The following is a 23,253-nucleotide window of genomic DNA, read 5'->3' as shown; positions in this document are numbered from 1 at the left end:
GGTGGTCATTCCACCATCTTGTGAATAGTCGCCGGTCACTCGCCCGATCCCGCGGAGTGCCCCGACTACGGCAGTAGTTGCACGCTCAGTAGCAGCGAAAGGCCGAAACCACCCACCCGAATGTCGCCTTCTTGGCCCCTTCACAGTTCTCAATTGCGCGAACTAACGTCCATTCCGGCTCGTCGGATTGCTCCATTAGCGCATTGAGACAGGTAGGTGTGGGTTGTGACCGTGACGGATTCTGACCTCAACGAGGGCCGTCAGCAGCTGAGCTTGGGTACGGCCGCCGCTCGTAATCTGGCCACGACCACCAAGTCCGTCCCGCAGATGCAGGGAATCACCTCCCGCTGGCTGCTCAAGGTGCTGCCGTGGGTCCAGGCCGCGGGCGGTGCCTACCGCGTCAACCGGCGCCTCACCTACACGCTCGGCGACGGCCGCGTCTCGTTCACCAACATCGGCGCCGAGGTCCGCGTCGTGCCGATGGAGCTCACCGAGCTCGCGCTGCTGAAGGGCTTCGACGACGAAGAGGTCCTCGCCGCGCTCGCCGGCCGCTTCACGCAGCGGGAGTACGGCATCGGCGAGGTCATCGTCGAGAAGGGCCGGCCGAAGGACCAGGTCGTCCTGATCGCGCACGGCAAGGTCGACAAGGTCGGCACCGGCGAGTACGGCGGCGAGACCGTCCTGGGCAACCTGGCCGACGGCCAGTACTTCGGCGAGACCGTCCTCGCGGGCCCGCAGGGCGAGTGGGAGTTCACCGCCAAGGCCGTCACGCCGGTCACGGTGCTCACGCTGACCTGGGAGGCCTTCCAGGCGCTCAACGGCGAGGCCGGCGGCCTGCGCGCGCACATCCAGCACACGTTCAACAGCCGCAACAAGCCGCAGGACGAGCACGGCGAGGCCGAGATCGACCTCGCGTCCGGCCACGACGGCGAGCCCGTGCTGCCCGGCACGTTCGTCGACTACGAGCTCACGCCGCGCGAGTACGAGCTGAGCGTCGCGCAGACCGTGCTGCAGGTCCACAGCCGGGTCGCGGACCTCTACAACCACCCGATGGACCAGGTCGAGCAGCAGTTGCGGCTCACGATCGAGGCCCTGCGCGAACGCCAGGAGCACGAGATCGTCAACAACCGCTCGTTCGGCCTGCTGCACAACGCGGACCTCAAGCAGCGCATCCACACCCGCTCCGGCCCGCCCACGCCGGACGACTTCGACGAGCTGCTGTCGATCGTGTGGAAGGACCCCGGCTACTTCGTCGCCCACCCGCGCACGATCGCCGCGTTCGGCCGCGAGCTCAACCGGCGCGGCCTCTACCCGCAGCACATCGACTTCAACGGCCAGCAGGTGCCCGCCTGGCGCGGCATCCCCGTGCTGCCGTGCAACAAGATCCCGATCTCGGACACCCGCACGTCGTCGGTCATGCTGATCCGCACCGGCGAGCAGAACCAGGGCGTCATCGGCCTGCACCAGACCGGCATCCCCGACGAGTACCAGCCGGGCCTGTCGGTGCGGTTCATGGGCATCAACGACCAGGCGATCATCAACTACCTGGTCAGCGCCTACTACTCGGCCGCGATCATGGTGCCGGACGCCATCGGCGTGCTCGAGCACGTCGAGCTCGGCCGCGAGGGCTAGGACCGTTGTCCTCCTTCACCATGCCGGAGTTCTACGTGCCGCACCCGGCGCGGAGGAACCCGCACCTCGACCGCGCCCGCGCCCACTCGACGCAGTGGGCGCGGGACATGGGGATGCTCGACACCGGGGTGTGGACCGAAGAGGTCCTCGCGGGCGACGACTACGGGTTCATGTGCGCGTGGACCCACCCGGACGCGCCCGCGGAGGTCCTCGACCTCATCACCGACTGGTACGTCTGGGTCTTCTACTTCGACGACGAGTTCCTCGCGGAGTTCAAGCAGACGAAGGACGTCGCGGGAGCCAAGGCCTACCTCGACCGGCTGCCGGCGTTCATGCCGCTCAACGGCACGGACCCGTGGCCGGAGCCGCGGAACCCGACCGAGCGCGGGCTGGTCGACCTGTGGCAGCGGACGATCCCGCTGATGTCGCAGGACTGGCGGCGCCGGTTCACCACGAGCACCCACAACCTGCTGCTCGAGTGCATGTGGGAGGTCAAGAACATCGAGAGCGGCACGGTCGCCAACCCGATCGAGTACGTCGAGATGCGCCGCAAGGTCGGCGGCGCGCCCTGGTCGGCGAACCTGGTGGAGCTGTCCGAGGCCGCGGAGGTGCCCGCGTCCGTCGCGGGCACCCGCCCGCTGCGGGTCCTCTCCGACACGTTCTCCGACGCGATCCACCTGCGCAACGACATCTTCTCGTACGAGCGCGAGGTGCTGCGCGAGGGCGAGAACTCCAACGGCGTGCTGGTGTTCGAGAAGTTCTTCGGCCACGACACGCAGACCGCGGTCGAGGCCGTGAACAGGCTGCTGACCTCGCGGCTGCACCAGTTCGAGAACACCGTGTTCACCGAGCTGCCGCTGCTGTTCGCCGAGAACGCGCTGGAGCCGCAGGAGCAGGCGCGGGTGCTCAAGTACGTCAAGGGACTGCAGGACTGGCAGTCCGGCGGGCACGAGTGGCACCTGCACGCCGGCCGCTACACCAAGGTCGAGGGCGGTGGCGCGGGCAACTCCGCGTTCTTCCGCACGATCCTGCGCGGGCCGACCGGCCTGGGCACGTCCGCGGCCTGGCCGGGGGTGGCCCGTGGTTGAGATCCCCTCGTTCGACATGCCTTTCGCGGCAAGGCTTTCGCCGCACGTCGACGCCGTCCGGCAGCACAGCAGGGCGTGGGCGCGGACCACGGGCATGCTCGACGGGCAGCTCTGGACCGAGGCGTACTACGACCAGTCCGACTTCGGGTCGTTCACGCCCCTCGCCCACCCGACGCTCGGCCTGGACGCGCTGGTGCAGATCAGCGACATGCACGTGTGGGCCTGGTACGTGGCGGACCTGTTCTACGACGGCTACTTCCGCACCCGCGACCTGTTGGGCGCCAAGGCTTTCGTCGCCCGCATGCGGTCCATCATGGACAGTCCGGGTCAGCCCACCTGGTCCGCGGTGGAGCGGGGGCTCGCCGACCTGCTCACGCGGGCTCCGCTCGACCAGCGCGACCGTGCTTCGCTCGACGAGTACTTCGACGCGATGCTGTGGGAGGTGCACTGCAACGCGCAGGGCCGGGTGCCCGACCCCGTCGACTTCGTGGAGATGCGGCGCCGGACCATCGCCGCCGACATGTCCGCGCGGCTCGCCGCCGGGCCGTTGATCGACCGGCTGCCGCCGGAGCTGTTGGCCGACTCCACCATGCGGGCGCTGGTCGACGCGTTCGCCGACATCACCAGCCTCAAGGCCGACGTGTTCGGGTACGAGAGGTTCGGCCCCGACACCGGCCTGGTCACCAACGCGGTGCAGGTGGTGCGGAGCTTCTTCGACTGCGAGCTGCAGCAGGCGGTGGACATGGTCGCCGACCTGGTCAACGCACGGATGAAGCAGTTCGCGACATCGGCGGCGCAAGACCTGCCGCACCTCGCCGACCGGTACGGGCTCGACACCGCGCAACGGGCCGCGCTCAAGGCCTACGTCGAGGCGCTCAAGTCGTGGCTCGCCGGTGAGCTGCTGTGGACGCAGCGCACCGGGCGGTACCAGCCCTACCCGACGCCGTCGCTGACGGCGTTGCGACGCCCCACCGGACTGGGCACGTCCGCCGCACTAGTCCGCTAGTTCCCTCCCGCTGAAAACAGATTGGCAGGACCCGCAGTGACTGTTACCGATCCGGGCATTGGGGTCGAGGACCAGCAGATGAGCCTGTCGCGGGCCGCTGCGCGCAACCTCGCCACGACCACCAAGTCCGCACCGCAGATGCAGGGCATCTCGCCCCGGTGGCTGTTGCGCATGCTGCCGTGGGTCGAGGCCAAGGGTGGCGCGTTCCGGGTGAACCGGCGGCTGAGCTACGCGATCGGCGACGGCCGCGTCACGTTCACGGCCGTCGGGTCCGAGGTGCGGATCGTCCCGCAGGAGCTGGGCGAGTTCGTGCTGCTGCGCGGCTTCGAGGACGAGGCGGCGCTGACGGCCGTGGCGAACCGCTTCGAGCAGCGCGAGTACGAGCCGGGCGAGGTGATCGCGCAGCGCGGCACGTCCGTCGACGAGATCATCGTCATCGCGCACGGCAAGGTCGCGAAGACCGGGCGCGGCGAGTACGGCAACGACGTGTCCCTCGGCACGATCGCGGACGGCGAGTACATCGGTGACGAGCCGGTCCTCGCCGGTGCCGACAAGGAGTGGAGCTTCACGGCCCGCGCGGTGACGCCGACCACCGCCGTGGTGCTGACGCGGGCGGCGTTCGCCCAGCTCGACACCCAGATCGAGGCGCTGCACGACCACATCGCGCAGCAGCTGGCGCACCCGTCGAAGACGTCGAACAAGCACGGCGAGGCCGAGATCGACATCGCGTCGGGCCACGACGGCGAGCCGGCCCTGCCCGGCACGTTCGTCGACTACGAGCTGCGGCCGCGCGAGTACGAGCTCTCGGTGGCGCAGACGATCCTGCGCGTGCACACCCGCGTCGCCGACCTCTACAGCCAGCCGATGGACCAGGTCGAGCACCAGCTGCGGCTCACCATCGAGGCGCTGCGCGAGCGGCAGGAGCACGAGCTCGTCAACAACAAGGAGTTCGGCCTCATCGCGAACGCCGACCTCAAGCAGCGGATCAGCACGCACTCCGGCCCGGTGACGCCGGACGACATGGACGAGCTGATCTCGCGGCGCCGCAACACCAAGCTCATCCTGGCCCACCCCAAGGCGATCGCCGCGTTCGGCCGCCAGCTGAACTCGCGCGGGCTCTACTCGCCGACCGCGGACGTCGAGGGCCGGCAGCTGCAGACGTGGCGCGGCATCCCGATCGCGCCGTGCGACAAGATCCCGGTCAACAAGAACGGCACCACGTCGATCCTCGCGATGCGCCTGGGCGAGGAGAAGCAGGGCGTCGTCGGCCTGCGCCAGACCGGCATCCCGGACGAGTACGAGCCCGGCCTGAACGTGCGGTTCATGGGCATCGACGAGCACGCGATGCTCAAGTACCTGGTGTCGACGTACTACTCGGCCGCGATCCTCGTGCCGGACGCGCTGGGCGTGCTGGAGAACGTCGAGGTCGGTCTGTAGCCATGACAGCACAGACGTTTGGCGGGAGGACCGAACCGCTCGCCGCCGGGCGAGCGGCCGGCGAGGTGCTCGCGTGGAGCCGGAGCCTCGTGCTGCCGGCTCTGCGCAGGGCCGTGGACCAGCTGCCGCCGTCGATGCGCGCGGTCGCGGAGTACCACCACGGGTGGCGCGACGAGTACGGCAACCCGGTGCTCGAGAACGGCGGCAAGGCGATCCGGCCCGCGCTGGTGCTGCTGGCGGCCGAGGCCGTCGGCGGCACCCCCGCCGACGCCGTGCCGGCGGCCGTCGCGGTGGAGCTGATCCACAACTTCTCGTTGCTGCACGACGACGTGATGGACCGCGACACGACCCGGCGCCACCGCGCTACGGCGTGGACGGTGTACGGGGTCAGCGCGGCGATACTGGCGGGGGACGCGTTGCAGGCGCTGGCCGTCGACGTCCTCGCCGCGTCGGGACATCCGCGCGCGCTGGAGGCCATCCGGACGCTGGGCGACGCCACGGTGGCGTTGCTCGACGGCCAGGCCTACGACCTCGACTTCGAGTCGCGGTCCGACGTGGTGGTGTCCGAGGTCGAGCTGATGGCCCGCGGCAAGACCGGTGCGCTGCTGGGCGCGTCCACGGCGCTGGGCGCGCTGTACGGCGGCGGGTCGGACCTCCAGGTCGAGGCCATGCGCGGTTACGGCGCCGAGCTCGGGCTCGCGTTCCAGCACGTGGACGACCTGCTCGGCATCTGGGGCGACCCGGCCGTGACGGGCAAGGCCGCGCACTCCGACCTGGTGAACCGCAAGAAGTCACTGCCGGTCGTGCGCGCGCTGAACGCCGGTGTGCCCGCCTCCGCCGAGCTGGCGGAGTTGTACGCGGGTTCGCACGAGATGAACCCGGAAACGCTTGCGCGGGCGGCGTTCCTGGTCGACGCGGCCGGTGGGCGGGCGTGGAGCCAGGCGCAGGCCGACGAGCTGCACACGCAGGCGCTGGTCCACCTCGGCGAGGCGTCGCCGACCGCCCGCGCGGCGGTCGAGCTGGGCACGCTCGCCCAGCTGGTCACCCACCGAGACCACTGAGAGGCCACTCGATGACGGAACACCCGCCGCGTTCGGTCCTGCTCGCCTCACCCCGGTCGTTCTGCGCCGGGGTGGAGCGCGCGATCGAGATCGTGGAACGACTGCTCGACCAGCGCGGCGGCCCCGTCTACGTGCGCAAGCAGATCGTGCACAACGTCCACGTGGTGCGGTCGCTGGAGGCTCGTGGCGCCGTGTTCGTGGAGGAGCTCTCCGAGGTGCCTCTCGGCGCCACCGCGGTGTTCTCCGCGCACGGCGTCTCCCCCGCCGTGCGCGCGGAGGCCCGGGAGCGGTCGTTGGACGTGCTGGACGCGACCTGTCCGCTCGTGGCGAAGGTGCACACCGAGGCCCGGCGCTTCGCCGACCGCGGCGACACCATCGTGCTGATCGGTCACGCCGGGCACGAGGAGGTCGAGGGAACGCTGGGCGAGGCTCCGGACCGGATGGTGCTCGTCGAGACCGTCGACGACGTGCTCGCGCTGGACATCGCCGGACCGGTGTCGTACCTGACGCAGACGACGCTGGCCGTCGACGAGACGGCCGAGGTCGTCGAGGCGCTGCACCGGAAGTTCCCGCAGCTGCGCGGGCCCGGTTCCGACGACATCTGCTACGCCACCACGAACCGGCAGGTCGCGATCCGGGAGGTCGCGGAGCGGTCGGACCTGGTGCTGGTCGTGGGGTCGCGCAACTCCTCCAACTCGGTGCGGATGGTCGAGCTCGCGACCCGCGGCGGCACCCCGGCGTACCTGGTCGACGACGCGTCCGAGATCGACCCCGCGTGGCTCGACGGCGTGTCGAGCGTGGGGCTGTCGGCGGGAGCGTCGGCCCCGCCGGAGCTGGTGGACGAGGTGGTGAGGACGTTGGAGTCGCTGGGCCCGGTCTCGGTGTCGACGCACACGACGGCGACCGAGACGATCGCGTTCACGCTGCCGCTGGCGGTGCGCCGTGCTGGCTGACATCACCTCCCCCGCGGACGTCCGCGCCCTGTCGGCCCCCGAGCTCGCCGCGCTGGCCGAGGAGATCCGGTCGTTCCTGGTCGCCAAGGTGCAGCGGACCGGCGGGCACCTCGGCCCGAACCTCGGCGCCGTCGAGCTGACCATCGCCGTGCACCGGGTGTTCTCCTCGCCCGCGGACGTCGTGCTGTTCGACACCGGGCACCAGTCGTACGTGCACAAGATGCTGACCGGCCGCTGCGCCGACTTCGACTCGCTGCGCCAGGCCGGCGGCTTGTCCGGCTACCCGTCCGCCGCCGAGTCGGTGCACGACGTCGTGGAGAACTCACACGCCTCGACCGCACTGTCCTACGCGGACGGCCTGGCGAAGGCGTTCGAGCTCGACGGCGCCGACCGCCGCGTGGTGGCCGTCGTCGGTGACGGCGCGCTGACCGGCGGCATGTGCTGGGAGGCGCTCAACAACATCGGCGGCTCCACCCGGCCGGTCGTGGTGCTGCTGAACGACAACGGCCGCTCGTACGACCCGACCGCGGGCGGCATCGCGACGGCGTTGCGCGACGGGTCGGCCCGCGGGTTGTTCGAGGCGCTGGGCCTCGCCTACGTCGGTGAGGTCGACGGCCACGACGTCCAGGCCGTCGAGGACGCGCTGTGGGAGGCCAAGGCCCTCGCGCGGCCGGTCGTCGTGCACTGCCGGACCGTGAAGGGCAAGGGGCACGTCCCCGCGGAGACCGACGAGCGCGACCGCATGCACGCGATCGGCGCCTCGGGCTCGTCCGGCGGCCGCACCTGGACCGACGCGTTCTCCGAGGAGATCGTCCGGCTGGGCGAGGACCGCCCCGACGTCGTCTGCCTGTCCGCGGCGATGCTGGAACCGGTGGGGCTGCGGCCTTTCTCGGTGCGCTTCCCGCACCGCACGTTCGACGTGGGGATCGCCGAGCAGCACGCGGTGACGTCCGCCGCGGGCATGGCGATGGGCGGCCTGCACCCGGTGGTCGCCGTCTACTCGACGTTCCTGTCCCGCGCGTTCGACCAGGTGCTGATGGACGTGGCCCTGCACCGGCTGCCAGTCACGTTCGTGCTGGACCGCGCCGGCGTGACGGGCCCGGACGGCGCGTCGCACCACGGCACGTGGGACGCCTCCGTGCTGCCGGTCGTCCCCGGCCTGCGCCTGGCGGCACCCCGCGACCCGGCATCGCTGGGCGAGTTGCTGCGCGAGGCGGTCGACGTGTCCGACGGACCGACTGTCGTGCGTTACCCGAAGGCCCCCATCGGCCCCGACGTGCTGGCGGTGCGCCGGGTGAGCCACTTCGACGTGCTGCACGAGGACCCCGCCGCCGAGGTGCTGCTCGTCGCCGTCGGCCCGCTGGCGGGCGCCTGTCTCGCCGCGGCCGCGGAACTGGCCGCGCACGACGTCTGCGCCACCGTGGTCGACCCGCGCTGGACCGCGCCCCTGGACCCGCACCTCGTGAAGTACAGCGGCCAGCACCGCCTGGTGCTGGCGGTGGAGGACACGACGTCCACCGGCGCTCTCGGCGCACGCCTGGGCCAGGCCCTGGCGGGGTCGTCCACCTGCGTGGCGACCTTCGCGCTGCCGCCCCGCTTCCTGCCGCACGACTCCCGGGCCCGCATCCTGCGCGCCCACGGCCTGGACGCGGCCGGCATCACAACGAGCGTGCTGAAGCGCCTCGGCGTGAAGTGACGACCCGGCGCGGCCCTGGTGCCGGGGTGGAACGTCGACCTCGGCGCAGGGCCAGCCGCCGGTCGTGGCGTGCCCGAGCAGCGCATGGCCCCCGATGACTCACGCCACCGGGGCGGACCAAGGCCGCGGGAAGGCGGGCACTCGCACGGGCTCGGCCGCGCCGTCCTCCCGGCAACCCGTCCGATCCCCGCGACTCTCTCACCGCGACTCGCTCACCGCGACTCGCTCACCGCGGTTCCCTCACCGCGGTTCCCTCACCACGGCACCGTCCAGGTGGCGCAGAGTCCCTCCCGGCGCGGCTCCCGGACCACCCCTCGAAGATGCCGGTGCGCCCACGGCGCCGCCGGCTACGGCCGGTCGCCCGTGTAGACGCCCATCGCGCGGAACCTCAGCCCCGGCTCCTTGTACTCCTCCATCGCGTGCGCGATCCACCCCACGATCCGCGCGATCGCGAAGATCGCCTCCCCGGCGTCGGGCCGCATCTCGAACAGCAGCCCGAACTGCGCCAGCGCCAGGTCGATGTTCGGGAACGTCTGCGGCTGGGTCGCGATCACCTTGTCCGCCACCAGGTCCCCGTGACCGCGCAGCAGCGCGAGCAGGTGGTCGGCCCTCGGGTCGCGCGACTGGTACACGCCGTGGCCGAAGCCCGGGATGGGCACGCCGGAGCGCAGGTGCTCGGCCACGGCGCCCATCGGGTCCGACTGGGCCTGGGCCAGGAAGCGGTGCGCGATGGTGGTGGCGGTGCCGTGCTTCTGGCCCTCCATGGCACCCAGTCCCGCAGACACGACGGCGTACGGGTGGGCGTGGGCCGAGGCGGCGACCCTGGCGGCCATCGTCGAGATCGCCAGGTCGTGGTCGGCCAGCAGGATCAGGGCGGCGTTCAGCAGGTCCGGCTGCGGCTCGCGCGGGGACAGGCGGGTCCACAGGCGGTCGGCGATGTCGGTGCCCTGCGGGCGGCCGATCAGCGGGAGGGACTCGACGACGTCGGCGATCAGCGCCTTGGCGGTGGTGGTGCCGCGGTCGAGGTCGAAGCGGAGCGGGTCACCGGCGCCCGCGAGGGCCACGGCCACCCGGACGCGGTCGGTCAGGGTGGCGCTGTCGGGCAGGGCCATCCAGATCTCCTGGCCCTCCGGGAACTGCAGGTCCGTCGAGTCGATCCCGGTCCACAGCCAGTGGGCCACGTCCTCGAACCGCTTCGTGCTCGCGAGCAGCGGGACGGAACGGCCCCGGTAGTGCAGGTGGTCGTTCTCCAGCAGGGAGATGCGCGTGCGGATGCTTTCGGTCACAGCGGCCACTGCTCCGCGGGCACCGGTGCGCTGCGCCAGCGCCTCCACCTGGGAGACGCTGAACATGCTGGAGCGGTTCACCTTCGTGCTGGTCAGGAGTCCGCGGCTGACGTACGCGTACACCGTCGCCGGCTTCACGCCCAGGCGGCGAGCAGCTTGATTCGTCGTCAACATTGATTCCATCAACGTTGACTGTACTGGACATGTTGACGGACTCTCTCATCCATGTTGATTGATGCACCCAAAGGGCTTAAAGACGTCGTCGTCACCACGACCCTGATCGGGGACGTGAACGGTGCCGCGGGCTACTACCACTACCGCGAGCACGACGCGATCGACCTGGCCAGGACGCGGTCGTTCGAGGACGTGTGGTTCCTGTTCGCCGAGGGCAGGCTGCCGGACGCGGCCGAGGCGGCGGAGTTCGCCGAGCGCACGGCCGGTCTGCGCGAGCTGCCAGCGGCCGTCCGCGAGGTCCTGCCGGCGATCGCCCGGTCGGGGTGCACGGCACTGGCCGGGCTGCGGACCGCCCTGTCGATGCTGCCGTCGCAGCCGATGTGGGACGCGCCGATGAGCACCAGGAGGGCGGACGCGCTCAAGGTCAGCGCGATCACGCCGACGATCCTGGCGGCACTGCACCGGATCAAGCTCGGACTTGATCCGATCAACCCCAGGGTTGATTTGTCCATGTCGGCGAACTGGTTGTACATGCTGACCGGACAGGAGCCGTCCACGTGGACGAGCCGGGCCGTCGAGCAGTACTTGATCGCCACGATCGACCACGGGTTCAACGCGTCCACGTTCACCGCACGCGTCGTGGCGAGTGCCGGCGCGGACGTCGTGTCGGCGGTGACGGCGGCGATCGGCACGTTCTCCGGGCCGCTGCACGGGGGCGCGCCGGACCGGGCGCTGGAGGCGCTCGACCTCATCGGGTCGCCGGACAACGTCGACGCCTGGGTGCGGGAGCGCATCGAGCAGGGCGACCGGATCATGGGCTTCGGCCACGCCGTCTACCGGACGGAGGACCCGCGGGCCCGCCTGCTCAGGGAGATCGCCCTGGAGCGGCCGACCGCGCTCACGCAGTTCGCGGTCACCGTGGAGAAGCGGGTGACCGAGCTGCTGGCCGAGCTCAAGCCCGGCCGGCAGCTGTACGCGAACGTGGAGTTCTACGCCGGCGTGGTGATGGAGCAGTGCGGCATCCCGCGCGAGATGTTCACGCCGACGTTCGCGTGCAGCCGGGTGATCGGGTGGTGTGCCAACGCGCTCGAGCAGTCCGAGGACACGAAGATCATCCGCCCGGTCGCCCGCTACACGGGACCGGAACCGCACATCGTCAGGTGAGGTACCGCAGGTCGTTGCGCGCCCGGACGCGGTCGCGGTCGTGGACGTCGGTCGAGCCGGCCAGGCCGGCGCTGCGGTCACGGTGCCGGTCGAGCCAGACGGAGAGGCCTGCCACCAGGAGGACGATCGCTGCAAGAGTCATGTCAGTAAGTTTGCGGCCAGCAATATCCCGCCAACAGTGGCAGATCTGACGATGCGCGCTAATATCCTGCCATGCTGCGATCGGTGGCGGTTCCCCTCATCGACGGCGTCGCGCCGTTCGAGTTCGGGCTGCTCTGCGAGGTGTTCGGGGTCGACCGGACCGAGGAGGGCGTGCCGCTCGTCGACTTCCGGGTCTGCGGCGAACTGCCGAACGAGCCGGTGCCGACGAACATCCGCGGCGTGAGCATCACGCCCGAGCACGGGTTCGACGCGCTGCAGAGCGTCGACCTCGTCGCGCTTCCCGCCGCGCGCGTCCGCGACGAGTACCCGGAGAAGCTCGTCAAGGCCCTCCAGGAGACCGGGGCGACACTGCTCAGCGTGTGCAGCGGGGCGTTCATCCTGGGCGCGGCCGGGTTGCTCGACGACCGGCACTGCACCACGCACTGGCGTGAGGCGAGGCAGTTCGAGGAGCGCTTCCCGAAGGCCCGGCTCGACCCGGACGTGCTGTTCGTCGACGACGGCGACATCATCACGAGCGCCGGCACCGCCGCGGGCATCGACGCGTGCCTGCACCTGGTGCGCAGGGAGCTCGGCACCAAGATCGCCAACACCATCGCGCGCAGGATGGTCGTGCCACCGCAGCGCGACGGCGGTCAGCGGCAGTTCGTGGAGCTCCCGATCCCCGCGTGCAGCTCCGACAGCCTCGAGCCGGTGCTGGAGAGGGTGCTCGACACGATCGCGGACAACCACACGGTCGCCTCCATGGCGAAGCTCGCCGTCATGTCCGAGCGGACGTTCGCGCGCCGGTTCGCCGCGGAGACCGGCACCACGCCGAACAAGTGGCTGTCACTCCAACGGGTGCTTCACGCGCGCAGGCTCCTCGAGGAGTCCGACCTCGACGTCGACGCCGTCGCCGCCAGGTCCGGCTTCGGGACAGCCGCCCTGCTCCGGCACCACTTCCACCGCGTCGTCGGCGTCGCACCCAGCGACTACCGCCGCACATTCGCCGGTCGTTAAGCGGGTGAGGATCTTCTCGGAGATCTCCCGCAGAGCCGTGACCTCGGCGGTGTCGAGCATGTCGAACACCAGCCTGTGCACCATCTCGGCGTGCGCCGGAGCGGCCGCCTCGATCGCGGACCGGCCGAGGTCCGTCAGCACGACGAACGACCCGCGCCCGTCGCTGCCGCAGCTCTCCCTGCTCACCAGGCCGCGCTTCTCCATCCGCGCGACGTGGTGTGAGATGCGGCTCTTCTCCCAGTTCAACGACCGTGCGAGCTCCAGCACGCGCACGCGTTCGTCCCGCGTGTCGGTGAGCTGCACCAGCACGGCGAAGTCGGCCATCGAGATCTCGGAGTCGGCCGACATCTGCCTGCTCAGATGCGCATTCAGCTCCCCCTGCATGCGGACGTAGGCACGCCACGCACGCTGCTGCTCAGGTTCCAACCATCGTGTCACGGGTTCAGCATACGGGAATAGTTGACACATCATCCAGGTTCGTGCAAAGTGGATGACACTTCAACCAAATCGACCTACCGAAGGACTGACCGACATGACCACGGCCACCAGCCTCACCGAACTGACCGGCGACTACGTCATCGACGTGTCGCACTCCCGCATCGGCTTCGTCGCCCGCCACGCGATGGTCACCAAGGTCCGTGGTGCGTTCAACGAGTTCGACGGCAAGATCAAGATCGACGGTGACAAGCCGGAGAACACGACCGCCGAGGTCACGCTGAAGGCTGCGAGCATCGACACCCGCAACGCCCAGCGCGACGGCCACCTGACCACGAACGAGTTCCTCGACGTCGAGACCTACCCGGAGATCAAGTTCGTCTCGACCTCCGCGAAGCAGGTCGACGCCGAGAACTTCGAGATCACCGGCGACCTCACCATCAAGGACGTCACCAAGAACATCACCATCCCCTTCGCCTTCGAGGGCGTGGCCGTCGACCCGTTCGGCAACACCCGCGTGGGCTTCGAGGGCTCGCACACCATCAACCGCAAGGACTACGGCGTCAGCTGGAACGCGGCCCTCGAGGCCGGCGGCGTCCTGGTGAGCGAGAAGGTCGTCCTCGAGTTCGAGATCTCGGCGATCAAGCAGGGCTGATCGAGACCAGGTTCACCGCACGAGCCCGGGCACCGCGAGAGCGGCCCGGGCTTTCGCGTTCACCTGGCCTGAAACGACGCCCGATCGGCCTAGCGCGGCGCGTGCCGTTGGTCTCCTCGGGACAGGTGCCGTGGGCTACCGTGACGTCCATGGCGACGCGCGTCTTCCTCGTCGACGACCACGAGATCGTCCGCCGCGGCATCGCGGACCTGCTCGGCGAGGAGTCCGATCTCGAGGTGGTCGGCGACGCCGCGTCGGTCGCGGAGGCCCTGACGAAGGTGCCGGGCGCGCAGGCCGACGTGGCGGTGCTCGACATCAGGCTGCCCGACGGCAACGGCATCGAGCTGTGCCGCGAGCTGCGCAGCCGGTTGCCCGGCCTGCAGTGCCTGATGCTGACGAGCTTCGCCGACGACGAGGCCCTGTTCGACGCGATCATGGCGGGCGCGTCCGGGTTCGTGCTCAAGCAGATCCTGGGTGCCGACCTGGTCAACGCCGTGCGCACCGTCGCGGCGGGACAGTCCCTGTTGGACGCTCGCACCACCTCCGCGCTGCTCAACAGGATCCGCCGCGAGCGCGAGGAGGGCGACCCGCTGCGCATGCTCAGCGAGCAGGAGCGCACGGTGCTCGACCTCATCGGCGAGGGCCTGACGAACCGGCAGATCGCCGAGCGCATGTTCCTCGCGGAGAAGACGGTCAAGAACTACGTCTCGCACCTGCTCGCGAAGCTCGGCATGCAGCGCCGCACCCAGGCCGCCGTGTTCGCCTCGCAGTTCCGCAAGGACGGCGAGAAGCCCCGCTAGGACCTCTCCCCCGGGCCCCGGGGCCTGTCCCCCGGCGTGCTCGCCGCTGCTAGAGCGGGACCCGCCACACCAGGCACGCGCCGCCGCCCTCCGTGGCGCGGATCGCGAGCGTGCCGCCGAACTTCTCCGCGCGCCGGGCCAGGTTGCGCAGGCCGCTGCGCGAGGCGTCGGCCGGGATGCCCACCCCGTTGTCCTGCACGGTGATCACGACGTCGTCGCCCGCGTCGATCAGCACGGTCAGCTCGGTCGCGCGCGCGTGCCGCACGGCGTTCGTGACGGCTTCGCGCACCACGGCCTCGACGTGTTCGGCGAGCTCGGGCGGCACGGAGTTGTCGACGGTGCCGGACATGCGGATCGACGGCTTGAGGTGCGTCGCCTCGGTCAGGCCCGCCACCAGGTCGAGCAGGCGGCGGCGCAGCGACGTGCTGTCCGTCGAGTGCAGGTCGAAGATCGAGGTGCGGATCTCGCGGACGGTCTCGTCGAGCTGCTCGACGGCGGTCTGCAGGCGCGCGCTCACCTCCGGGTCGGCGATGCGGCGCATGGTCGCCTGCAGCGTCAGACCGGTGACGAAGAGCCGCTGGATCACGTGGTCGTGCAGGTCGCGCGCGATGCGATCGCGGTCTTCCAGCACGTCCAGCAGGCGTTGGGAGCGCTGCTGTTCCGCGAACTCCAGCGCGACCGCCGCCTGGTCCGCGAACGACGCCAGCACCGGCACCTGGTCGGGCAGGAACCGCGACTGCCCCGCCTTGCGCAGCACGACGAGAGCGCCCGTGACCACCGGCCCGGCCCGCAGCGGCACGGCCAGTGCGGGACCGAACGCCGACCGCAGGTCGTCCACCAGCAGCGGCACGCCGGAGCGGACCACCTCCTCGACCGCGTAGTCGCGCGCGTCGAAGTCGTCGATCCTCACCCCCGCGTTCGCCGCCACCGACAACGGCTCGGGCCCGCCGTCGCCGAGCACGACGAGCGCGGAGTCGGCGCCGGCCAGTTCGAGGGTGCGCTGGGTGATCAGCCGCAGCGCGTACTCGCCGGACGCGCCGCCGAGCAGTTCGGAGTTGACCTCGCCGATGGCCTCGAGCCACCGCTCGCGCAGCCGCGACCGCTCGAAGAGCCGCGCGTTCTCGATGGCGATGCCGGCGGCCGCGGCGAGCGCCTGCAGCACCGCCTCGTCGTCCGCGGTGAACTCGGCCGCGTCGACCTTCTCGGTCATGTAGAGGTTGCCGAACACCTCGTCGCGCACGCGCACCGGCACGCCCAGGAAGCTGTGCATCGGCGGGTGGTTGGGCGGGAAGCCGACCGACATCTCGTGCCGGGCGAGGTCGCGCAGCCGCAACGGCGTCGGGTCCTTGATCAGCAGCCCGAGCAGGCCCTTGCCGGCGGGCAGGTGGCCCATCTTCTGCCGGGTGATCCGGTCGACGCCCACGTGCAGGAACCCGGCGAGGTCGTCGCGCGTGCCGAGCACGCCCAGCGCGCCGTAGCGGGCGCCCACGAGGTCCACCGCGGCCTGCACGATGCGCTGCAGGGTCGACTCCAGCTCGAGGCCGGAGGCGACGGCGAGGACGGCGCTCAGCAGCTCCTGCATGTGGTCACGCGTGGTGACGATCTCGTCCATGCGGTCACGCACCTCGTCGAGGAGCTCTTCGAGGTCGCGGCGACCGGGCGCATTTGGCACGACGACTAGATTCGCACACTTTCCGGCATCGCACGGCCCTGGGAAAAGAGGACCTTCGACCGTGGCCGGATGGTCTGGACCCCCGCACAGTGTCACCATGACGATCGCCCTGCCCGGCTCGCTCGGCCTCGCGGGCGAGGACGTGCGCGGCGTCCTGGCGCTCGCGAGGGCCGCCGCTCCCGGGGTCCGGTTCGAGGTGCGGCCCGAGCAGATCGAGCTGCACACCACCACCCCGCACAGCCGGGAGGCGCGGATCGCCTGCGGGGTCGCGCTGCTCGACGTCCGGCTGGCGCTGCAGGGGCACGGCATCCGTCCACTCGTGACGCTGCTGCCGGGGCAGAGCGCGGGCGGTGCCGCCGCGGCCGTGCGGCTCGGCGGGTACCAGCCGGCCGACCCGGACGTGCTGGCGCTGCTGCACGCGTTGCGCACGAACCGTCGCACGTGGACGACGTTCCCCGAACCGGCCTCGCGGCGCGGGCTGCTGTCGCGGGCGGCCGAGGTGGAACGGGCGTGGGTGCACGTCCGCGGGGACGACGAGCTGGTGCTGTGCACGTTCAACCAGGGCGCCGCCGCGGAGATCCGCGCCGGCCAGGCGATGCAGCGCGTGGTCCTCACGGCCGCGACGGCCGGGATCGCGGTCGCGCCCGCGCTCGACGCGGTGAGCCTGCCGGCGCTGCGCGCGGACCTGCGCCCCTACCTCGGCAACACCCTGGTGCCGCAGCTGGTGCTGCGGCTCGGCTGACCCGTTCTACCTCGACACCACCGCCTTCCACAGCAGCTTCGCCAGTTCGGGGTGGCAGATGTCGTTGTGCGCCCCCGCGATGCCGTCGATGCGGCGGATCACCGACGTGCAGTCGACGTTGTGCACCTGTCCCCTGGTCAGCTCACCGGGTGAGTCGATCTTGTGGCCGTGGGCGTAGGTGCCCTGCACGCCGTGCGCGCCGAGCCCGCCGTACTTCGGGTAGGAGTCGAGGTCGACCTGGCGGCCCGAGCGCGCGGCCAGCGGGTAGAACCGGCCGATGGCGTGGTCGTTCGACGACGTGGTCACGATGATCGGGCCCGGCACGCGGCCGAGCACGCCGCGGAAGTAGCCCGAACCGGGTTCGCCGGGCAGGCGTTCGGCGAACGACCACAGCGACATCGCGCCCTGCACCAGGGTCAGCGTCGCGGCCGGCACCACGTTCGCCATCGCCGCGGCGGTGATGCAGCCGAAGCTGTGGCCCATCAGGTGGATCCGGGCGCCGGGAGCGACCTGCGCGACCTCGCGGGCGATGCGGGCGGCACCGCTCTCCCCGAACACCCGCGCGCGCCGTTTCATCTTCCAGAACGTCAGGATCCTCAGCGGCGACAGGATTCCGCCCAGCGCCGGGTCCTCCAGGCAGGCCCGGTAGAGCTGCGCGGCGTCGAACGCCGACCCGTCCTCGCCCGGCAGGTCGGGCACCGAGCTCTCCAGGTAGTCGTAGGCCTGCTGGACCGCCGGGGACATCCGGCACGGGTGGTGCCGCGCCGCCTCGACGATCGTGCGCACGGCGGCCGTGCGGGCAGCGCCGCCGCCGAGCCTGTTCGCCTGCGCCCGGATGAACTCGTCCGACCGCACGTCCTCGTCGCCCCAGGCCTTCGACGGCCAGTGCAGGCCGACGAGCAGGGCCTGGAAACCACCGGGAAGCCGGTGCGCCGCCTCGCGTTCGGCGTGGCAGCCGGCCATCGTCGCGACCCACTGCCCGTACTGCTGCCGGGCGGCCGGCACGTCGCCGTTCCACCCGTGGATGAAGAAGAACACGTCGGTCACGCCGCGGCGGGCGTCGTACAAGACGTCCGCGCTCGCGCGTCCCCGTTCGTTGCCGGTCTCGTCGAAACAGACGAGGTGATAGCTGATGTCGTGGCCTGGTACGGATTCTCTGGACATCGCGGATCACCACCACACGAAAAATGCGCCTCAGTACCGGGGTTATCGGAACGGCGGCGGCTCATGTGTAGGCCCGGCGATCAGGAAAACCCGTTCGGACCAGGGGATTCACCCCGATTGCGCCGGTAGTGGCGTGCGGCGCGGGCCCTGTTGCCGCACGACGCCGAGCACCATTCGCGGCGCGGGTGGTCCTTCACGAAGTACAGCACGCAGCCCGGTGCGTAGCAGGCGCGCAACAGGACGCGGTCCGCGCCGGTGAACAGCTCGACGGCCTCGGCGGCGATCGACGCGCGTTCCCGGTCGGCGGGGGAACCCTCGCTGTCGTTGTGCCGCACCAGTTCCCCGCCCTCCACGGCCAGCCGCGGCCAGTGCCGCGCGCTCCTGGCCGCACGGTTGACCTCGGCCACCGCGCGGTCGAGGTCGCGGTCCCGCGCGACCTCGCGCGTGTCCTCGGTGAGCACGCCCGCGAGGTCGCGCAACGCCCGCCGGAGGGCGCGGAACGCCGTGAGGTCGGTCTCGTCCGCGGCGACGCCGAGGAAGTCGCGGAGCCCACCGACGGTGGTCAGGTCGTCGTGCACCTGCGACCGGTTGGCCCAGACGGTGTTCATCAGCAGGACCGGACGGGGTTCGTCGGGTGTCAACACACCTAACGGTAACACGGGCTTGCATCCGTTAGAGAACCGTTCTAACGTTTGCAGCATCATCCAACCGTTGGAAGGACCCGCCGTGCTGCTCGTACCCCCGTTCGACGAGGAGACCGCCCGCCTCAAGGTGCAGGCGGCCCAGGACGCCTGGAACACCCGCGACCCGCGGCGGGTGGCGGCCGCCTACACACCGGACTCGGTGTGGCGCAACAGGTCGGACTTCGTCCACGGCACCGACGAGATCGTGGAGTTCCTGACCCGCAAGTGGGAGCGCGAGCACGAGTACGCGCTGCGCAAGTCGCTGTGGGCCTTCGGCGGCCACCGCATCGCCGTGCGCTTCCAGTACGAGTGGCACGACGACCAGGGCCAGTGGTGGCGCAGCTACGGCAACGAGAACTGGGAGTTCGCGGAGTCCGGCCTCATGTCGCGGCGCGAGGCGAGCATCAACGACGTGCGGATCGCCGAGTCCGATCGCCGCGTCGACCCGGCGTCGACCCACGAGATCCCGGCGGAGTGACGGCGATGCACGTCGAAGGCCTGTGGCGCTACCCGGTGAAGTCGCTGGGCGGCGAACCGCTGACCGAAGCCGTGTTCACGAACGACGGCGTCGAGGGCGACCGGCTCGTGCACGTGCAGGGCCCGCGGGGCGTGCTCACCGGACGCACCCGGTACGGCCTGCTCACGATCCCGGCGAGCACCGGACCGGACGGCCCGCTGGTCGACGGACACCCGTGGGACAGCTGGCAGGCGCACGAGAAGGTGCTCCCGTTCGGCGGCAGACTGACCCGCTACTCCGGACCGGAGCGGTTCGACGTCCTGAACGTGATGGTGGCGACGGACGGTCAGGTCGCGGCGGCGGGTGTCGACGTGCGGCGGTTGCGGCCGAACGTCCTGATCGGCGGCGTCGAGGCCGGTGCCGAGGACTCGTGGCCCGGACACGCGCTCGTCATCGGCGACGTGGTGATCGGGATGTTCCAGAAGCGCGCGCGGTGCGTCGTGACGACGATCGACCCCGACACCGGGGCGCAGGACCTGGACGTGCACCGGCGCATCCGGCGCGAGTTCGGCGGCGTGCTGTGCCTGGACAGCTGGGTGATCCGTTCCGGCGTGGTGAAGGTCGGCGACGACGTGGAGTTGGTGCCGACCGACGAGCTGCCCGGCCACGTGGGCGGGTGGATCGTCGGCCGGCCCTACGCCGTCTAGATGTTGCGGCGGTACTGCCCGCCCACCTCGAAGAACGCCTCGGTGATCTGCCCCAGCGTGCACACCCGCGCCGCGTCCATCAGCACGGCGAACACGTTCTCGTTCGTCTGGGCGACCTCCCGCAACCGGGTGAGCGCCTTCTGGGCCTCGTCGCGGTGCGCGGCCTGGAACGCGCGCGTGCGGTCGACCTGCGACTCCTTCTCCTCCTCGGTGGCGCGCGCGAGCTCGATCTTCACGACCTCGCGCGTGCCGTCCTCCGGCAGGAAGGTGTTGACGCCGACCAGCGGCAGCGAGCCGTCGTGCTTGCGCTGCTCGTAGAGCATCGACTCGTCCTGGATGCGGCCGCGCTGGTAGCCCGTCTCCATCGCGCCGAGCACGCCGCCGCGTTCGGAGATGCGGTCGAACTCCGTCAGCACCGCCTCCTCGACGAGGTCGGTCAGCTCGTCGATCACGAACGAGCCCTGCAACGGGTTCTCGTTCGCGGACAGGCCCCACTCCTTGTTGATGATCATCTGGATGGCCATCGCGCGGCGGACGGACGACTCCGTGGGAGTGGTGATCGCCTCGTCGTAGGCGTTGGTGTGCAAGGAGTTGCAGTTGTCGTAGAGGGCGCACAACGCCTGCAGGGTCGTGCGGATGTCGTTGAAGTCCATCTCCTGCGCGTGCAGCGAACGGCCCGAGGTCTGCACGTGGTACTTGAACTTCTGCGAACGCTCCGAGGCACCGTAGCGGTCGCGCATGGCCACGGCCCAGATGCGGCGGGCGACCCTGCCGATGACGCTGTACTCGGCGTCCATGCCGTTGGAGAAGAAGAACGACAAGTTCGGCGCGAAGTCGTCGATGTTCATGCCGCGCGCCAGGTACGACTCGACGTAGGTGAAGCCGTTGGCGAGCGTGAAGGCGAGCTGGCTGATGGGGTTCGCCCCGGCCTCGGCGATGTGGTAGCCCGAGATCGACACCGAGTAGAAGTTGCGCACCTGCTGCTGGATGAACCACTCCTGGATGTCCGCCATCATGCGCAGCGAGAACTCCGTGGAGAAGATGCAGGTGTTCTGGCCCTGGTCCTCCTTGAGGATGTCGGCCTGCACGGTGCCGCGGACGTTGGCCAGCGCGAACGCCCGCAGCTTCGCGTACTCCTCCTCCGAGGGCTCGCGGCCCTCGTCGGTCGTGAACTTCGCGACCTGCTGGTCGATCACGGTGTTGAGGAAGTAGGCGAGGATCGTCGGCGCCGGGCCGTTGATCGTCATCGACACCGACGTGGTCGGCGCGACGAGGTCGAAGCCGTCGTAGAGCGCCTTCATGTCGTCCAGGGACGCGATCGAGACGCCGGACGTGCCGATCTTGCCGTAGACGTCCGGCGGGGTGTCGGGGTCGCGGCCGTAGAGCGTCACCGAGTCGAACGCCGTCGACAGGCGGGTGGCCGGGTTGCCCTTCGACAGGTACTTGAAGCGGCGGTTGGTGCGGAACGCGTCACCCTCGCCCGCGAACATGCGCGCCGGGTCCTCACCCTCGCGCTTGAACGGGAAGACGCCGGCGGTGTAGGGGAAGAAGCCCGGCAGGTTCTCCTTGCGCAGGAACCGCAGCAGCGACCCCTCGTCGTCGTACCGGGGCAGGCTGACGCGCCGGACCTCGTTGCCGGACAACGTCTCCCGCGTCAGCCTCGTGCGGATCTCCTTGTCCCGCACCGTGAACACCAGCTCGTCGCCGGCGTACTGCTCGACGGTCGCGGGCCACGCCCGGAGCAGGTCGGTGGTGTCGCGGTCGAGCTCGCGCTCGGCACCGGAAGCGAGCTCCGCGATGTCGGTGACGCCCTTGCCCGCCGCCTCCAGCGCCTTCTGCGCGGCGGTGAGCTGGGTGTGCGTGCGGACCGCGGCGACCTGCTGCTCGGTCTTGCGGTGGTAGCCGCGCACGGTGTCGGAGATGTCGGACAGGTACCGCGCCCGGGAGGCGGGCACGACCGTGGAGGCCGACGTGGAGGTCTTGCCGGAGACGGGGACGAGCGCGCCCTCCTCCACCGGGAGCCCGTGGTCCACGAGGCCGTCGCGGAGGAACTGGTAGAGCGCGGTCACGCCGTCGTCGTTGAACGTCGCGGCGGAGGTGCCGAAGACCGGCATGTCCTCCCACTTCGCTCCGAACGCCTCGCGGTTGCGGACCATCTGGCGCGCCACGTCGCGGCGCGCGTCCTCGGCGCCGCGGCGTTCGAACTTGTTGATCGCCACGGCGTCGGCGTAGTCGAGCATGTCGATCTTCTCGAGCTGGGAGGCGGCACCGAACTCCGGCGTCATCACGTACAGCGAGAAGTCGACGAACGGCACGATCGCCGCGTCACCCTGACCGATACCGGGCGTCTCTACGATGACCAGGTCCGCGCCAGAAGCCTTGCACGCCACGATGGACTGCTCCAGGCCGTCCGGGATCTCGCTGCCCGCACGGCGCGTGGCCAGCGAGCGGAAGAACACGCGGTCGCCGTCGAGGCAGTTCATCCGGATGCGGTCGCCGAGGAGCGCGCCGCCACCACGGCGGCGCGTCGGGTCGACGGCGAGCACGGCGATGCGCAGCTTGTCCTGCTGGTCGAGCCGGAAGCGGCGCACCAGCTCGTCGGTGAGCGACGACTTGCCCGAGCCACCGGTGCCCGTGATGCCGAGAACCGGCACCTTGCGGGTGGTCGTCAGCGGCTCGGCGGTGCCGGCCTCGATGTGCGTGATCGCGCGCGCCAGGGCCTCGTCGGCTCCCGTCAGCAGCGCGTCGTGGCTGAACGGCGCGGTGAGCGCGTGGTCGCACTCCTCGATCATCAGGTTGATCATCCGCGCGAGGCCGAGCGACTGCCCGTCCTGCGGCGAGAAGATCCGCGCGACGCCGCGGGAGTGCAGCAGCTCGATCTCCTCGGGGACGATGACGCCGCCACCGCCGCCGTAGACGCGGATGTGCCCGGCGCCGCGTTCGTTCAGCAGCTCGACCAGGTACGAGAAGTACTCGACGTGCCCGCCCTGGTACGCGCTGATGGCGATGCCCTGCGCGTCCTCCTGGATCGCGGCGTCCACGACCTCGGCCACCGACCGGTTGTGACCGAGGTGGATGACCTCCGCACCCTGCGACTGCAGGATGCGCCGCATGATGTTGATGGCCGCGTCGTGGCCGTCGAAGAGGCTGGACGCGGTCACGAAGCGCACCGGGTTCACCGGCTTGTGCAACGCGGGCGCGGGGGCGGTCCCGGGAGACGACGTCGTCATGAGAATAGTTTGACTTCCTACTATTGGACGTGCAACCGAGCGTGGTCGAGGTC

At 70.5% G+C, this 23,253-nt stretch carries 20 protein-coding genes and 1 pseudogene; 14 read left to right on the top strand and 7 right to left on the bottom strand.

Translation table 11 applies throughout. The features are described 5' to 3' along the window. The first annotated feature begins 225 nt into the window (after positions 1-225). From ACFWGZ_RS07955 to ACFWGZ_RS07925, 7 genes are all read left to right on the top strand, one after another. The gene (locus ACFWGZ_RS07955) at positions 226-1,632 is read left to right on the top strand and encodes a family 2B encapsulin nanocompartment shell protein (protein WP_382450724.1); all 1,407 of its coding nucleotides are present in this window, start codon (positions 226-228) and stop codon (positions 1,630-1,632) included. A 5-nt stretch (positions 1,633-1,637) separates the two neighbouring features. Beyond that, positions 1,638-2,720 carry a hypothetical protein gene (locus tag ACFWGZ_RS07950; protein WP_382450723.1) on the top strand — a complete coding sequence of 361 codons (1,083 nt, stop codon included), beginning with the start codon at positions 1,638-1,640 and terminating at the stop codon, positions 2,718-2,720. A gap of 16 nt (positions 2,721-2,736) precedes the next feature. Next, the gene (locus ACFWGZ_RS07945; protein WP_382450722.1) at positions 2,737-3,726 is read left to right on the top strand and encodes a hypothetical protein; all 990 of its coding nucleotides are present in this window, start codon (positions 2,737-2,739) and stop codon (positions 3,724-3,726) included. Positions 3,727-3,804: 78 nt separating this feature from the next. Further along, entirely contained in the window at positions 3,805-5,163 is a 1,359-nt protein-coding gene (locus ACFWGZ_RS07940; RefSeq protein WP_382450721.1) for a family 2B encapsulin nanocompartment shell protein, read from the top strand. A 2-nt stretch (positions 5,164-5,165) separates the two neighbouring features. Further along, positions 5,166-6,224: a family 2 encapsulin nanocompartment cargo protein polyprenyl transferase gene (locus tag ACFWGZ_RS07935; RefSeq protein WP_382450720.1), complete on the top strand. Its 1,059-nt coding sequence runs from the start codon at positions 5,166-5,168 to the stop codon at positions 6,222-6,224. Positions 6,225-6,235: 11 nt separating this feature from the next. Continuing rightward, on the top strand, positions 6,236-7,177 hold the full coding sequence (locus tag ACFWGZ_RS07930; RefSeq protein WP_382450719.1) for a 4-hydroxy-3-methylbut-2-enyl diphosphate reductase: 942 nt from the start codon (positions 6,236-6,238) through the stop codon (positions 7,175-7,177). Further along, a complete protein-coding gene (locus tag ACFWGZ_RS07925; protein ID WP_382450718.1) occupies positions 7,167-8,873 on the top strand; it encodes a 1-deoxy-D-xylulose-5-phosphate synthase in 1,707 nt (568 codons plus the stop codon). Before ACFWGZ_RS07930 ends, ACFWGZ_RS07925 begins: the two co-directional genes overlap by 11 nt. A 347-nt stretch (positions 8,874-9,220) precedes the next feature. Here ACFWGZ_RS07925 and ACFWGZ_RS07920 read toward each other — a convergent pair whose 3' ends face one another. Beyond that, complete coding sequence (locus tag ACFWGZ_RS07920; protein WP_382450717.1) at positions 9,221-10,342, bottom strand: citrate synthase; 1,122 nt, start codon at positions 10,340-10,342, stop codon at positions 9,221-9,223. 42 nt (positions 10,343-10,384) lie between these two features. Between ACFWGZ_RS07920 and ACFWGZ_RS07915 the strand changes: the two genes are divergently transcribed. Continuing rightward, positions 10,385-11,497 (top strand): citrate/2-methylcitrate synthase, encoded by a 1,113-nt coding sequence (locus ACFWGZ_RS07915; RefSeq protein ID WP_382450716.1) that lies wholly within the window; start codon positions 10,385-10,387, stop codon positions 11,495-11,497. Here the strand turns inward: ACFWGZ_RS07915 and ACFWGZ_RS07910 are convergent. After that, entirely contained in the window at positions 11,490-11,639 is a 150-nt protein-coding gene (locus ACFWGZ_RS07910) for a hypothetical protein (RefSeq protein WP_382450715.1), read from the bottom strand. The genes ACFWGZ_RS07915 and ACFWGZ_RS07910 overlap by 8 nt on opposite strands. A 71-nt stretch (positions 11,640-11,710) precedes the next feature. Here ACFWGZ_RS07910 and ACFWGZ_RS07905 point away from each other — a divergent pair, with 71 nt between their 5' ends. After that, positions 11,711-12,655, top strand: coding sequence for a helix-turn-helix domain-containing protein (locus ACFWGZ_RS07905; RefSeq protein ID WP_382450714.1), 945 nt, complete (start codon positions 11,711-11,713; stop codon positions 12,653-12,655). A gap of 135 nt (positions 12,656-12,790) precedes the next feature. Here the strand turns inward: ACFWGZ_RS07905 and ACFWGZ_RS07900 are convergent. Beyond that, positions 12,791-12,979 (bottom strand): annotated as a pseudogene (locus tag ACFWGZ_RS07900) (MarR family winged helix-turn-helix transcriptional regulator); the annotation flags it as partial. A 208-nt stretch (positions 12,980-13,187) separates the two neighbouring features. On the opposite strand from ACFWGZ_RS07900, the gene ACFWGZ_RS07895 reads away from it, so the two are divergent. Together ACFWGZ_RS07895 and ACFWGZ_RS07890 are read left to right on the top strand one after the other, a co-directional pair. After that, on the top strand, positions 13,188-13,745 hold the full coding sequence (locus ACFWGZ_RS07895) for a YceI family protein (RefSeq protein WP_382450713.1): 558 nt from the start codon (positions 13,188-13,190) through the stop codon (positions 13,743-13,745). 149 nt (positions 13,746-13,894) lie between these two features. Further along, positions 13,895-14,545: a response regulator gene (locus tag ACFWGZ_RS07890; protein WP_382450712.1), complete on the top strand. Its 651-nt coding sequence runs from the start codon at positions 13,895-13,897 to the stop codon at positions 14,543-14,545. A 49-nt stretch (positions 14,546-14,594) separates the two neighbouring features. On the opposite strand, the gene ACFWGZ_RS07885 is transcribed toward ACFWGZ_RS07890, so the two are convergent. Next, the gene (locus ACFWGZ_RS07885; protein ID WP_382450751.1) at positions 14,595-16,157 is read right to left on the bottom strand and encodes a GAF domain-containing sensor histidine kinase; all 1,563 of its coding nucleotides are present in this window, start codon (positions 16,155-16,157) and stop codon (positions 14,595-14,597) included. Positions 16,158-16,314: 157 nt separating this feature from the next. Here ACFWGZ_RS07885 and ACFWGZ_RS07880 point away from each other — a divergent pair, with 157 nt between their 5' ends. Then, positions 16,315-16,959, top strand: a complete 645-nt coding sequence (locus ACFWGZ_RS07880; RefSeq protein ID WP_382450711.1) for a hypothetical protein — start codon at positions 16,315-16,317, stop codon at positions 16,957-16,959. A gap of 6 nt (positions 16,960-16,965) precedes the next feature. On the opposite strand, the gene ACFWGZ_RS07875 is transcribed toward ACFWGZ_RS07880, so the two are convergent. Next, positions 16,966-18,123 (bottom strand): hypothetical protein, encoded by a 1,158-nt coding sequence (locus ACFWGZ_RS07875; protein WP_382450710.1) that lies wholly within the window; start codon positions 18,121-18,123, stop codon positions 16,966-16,968. A gap of 80 nt (positions 18,124-18,203) precedes the next feature. Next, complete coding sequence (locus ACFWGZ_RS07870; protein WP_382450709.1) at positions 18,204-18,731, bottom strand: CGNR zinc finger domain-containing protein; 528 nt, start codon at positions 18,729-18,731, stop codon at positions 18,204-18,206. A 118-nt stretch (positions 18,732-18,849) separates the two neighbouring features. Here ACFWGZ_RS07870 and ACFWGZ_RS07865 point away from each other — a divergent pair, with 118 nt between their 5' ends. Both ACFWGZ_RS07865 and ACFWGZ_RS07860 read left to right on the top strand, forming a co-directional pair. Beyond that, positions 18,850-19,284 (top strand): nuclear transport factor 2 family protein, encoded by a 435-nt coding sequence (locus tag ACFWGZ_RS07865; RefSeq protein ID WP_382450708.1) that lies wholly within the window; start codon positions 18,850-18,852, stop codon positions 19,282-19,284. 5 nt (positions 19,285-19,289) lie between these two features. Then, the gene (locus ACFWGZ_RS07860; RefSeq protein ID WP_382450707.1) at positions 19,290-19,970 is read left to right on the top strand and encodes an MOSC domain-containing protein; all 681 of its coding nucleotides are present in this window, start codon (positions 19,290-19,292) and stop codon (positions 19,968-19,970) included. On the opposite strand, the gene icmF is transcribed toward ACFWGZ_RS07860, so the two are convergent. After that, positions 19,967-23,200, bottom strand: a complete 3,234-nt coding sequence (icmF, locus tag ACFWGZ_RS07855) for a fused isobutyryl-CoA mutase/GTPase IcmF (protein ID WP_382450706.1) — start codon at positions 23,198-23,200, stop codon at positions 19,967-19,969. The genes ACFWGZ_RS07860 and icmF overlap by 4 nt on opposite strands. Positions 23,201-23,253 lie beyond the last annotated feature (53 nt).

Origin of the sequence: Lentzea sp. NPDC060358 (assembly GCF_042725365.1) — a bacterium.
In the GTDB taxonomy this organism is placed as follows: domain Bacteria; phylum Actinomycetota; class Actinomycetes; order Mycobacteriales; family Pseudonocardiaceae; genus Lentzea.
This window is presented reverse-complemented; position numbering and strand designations above follow the sequence as displayed.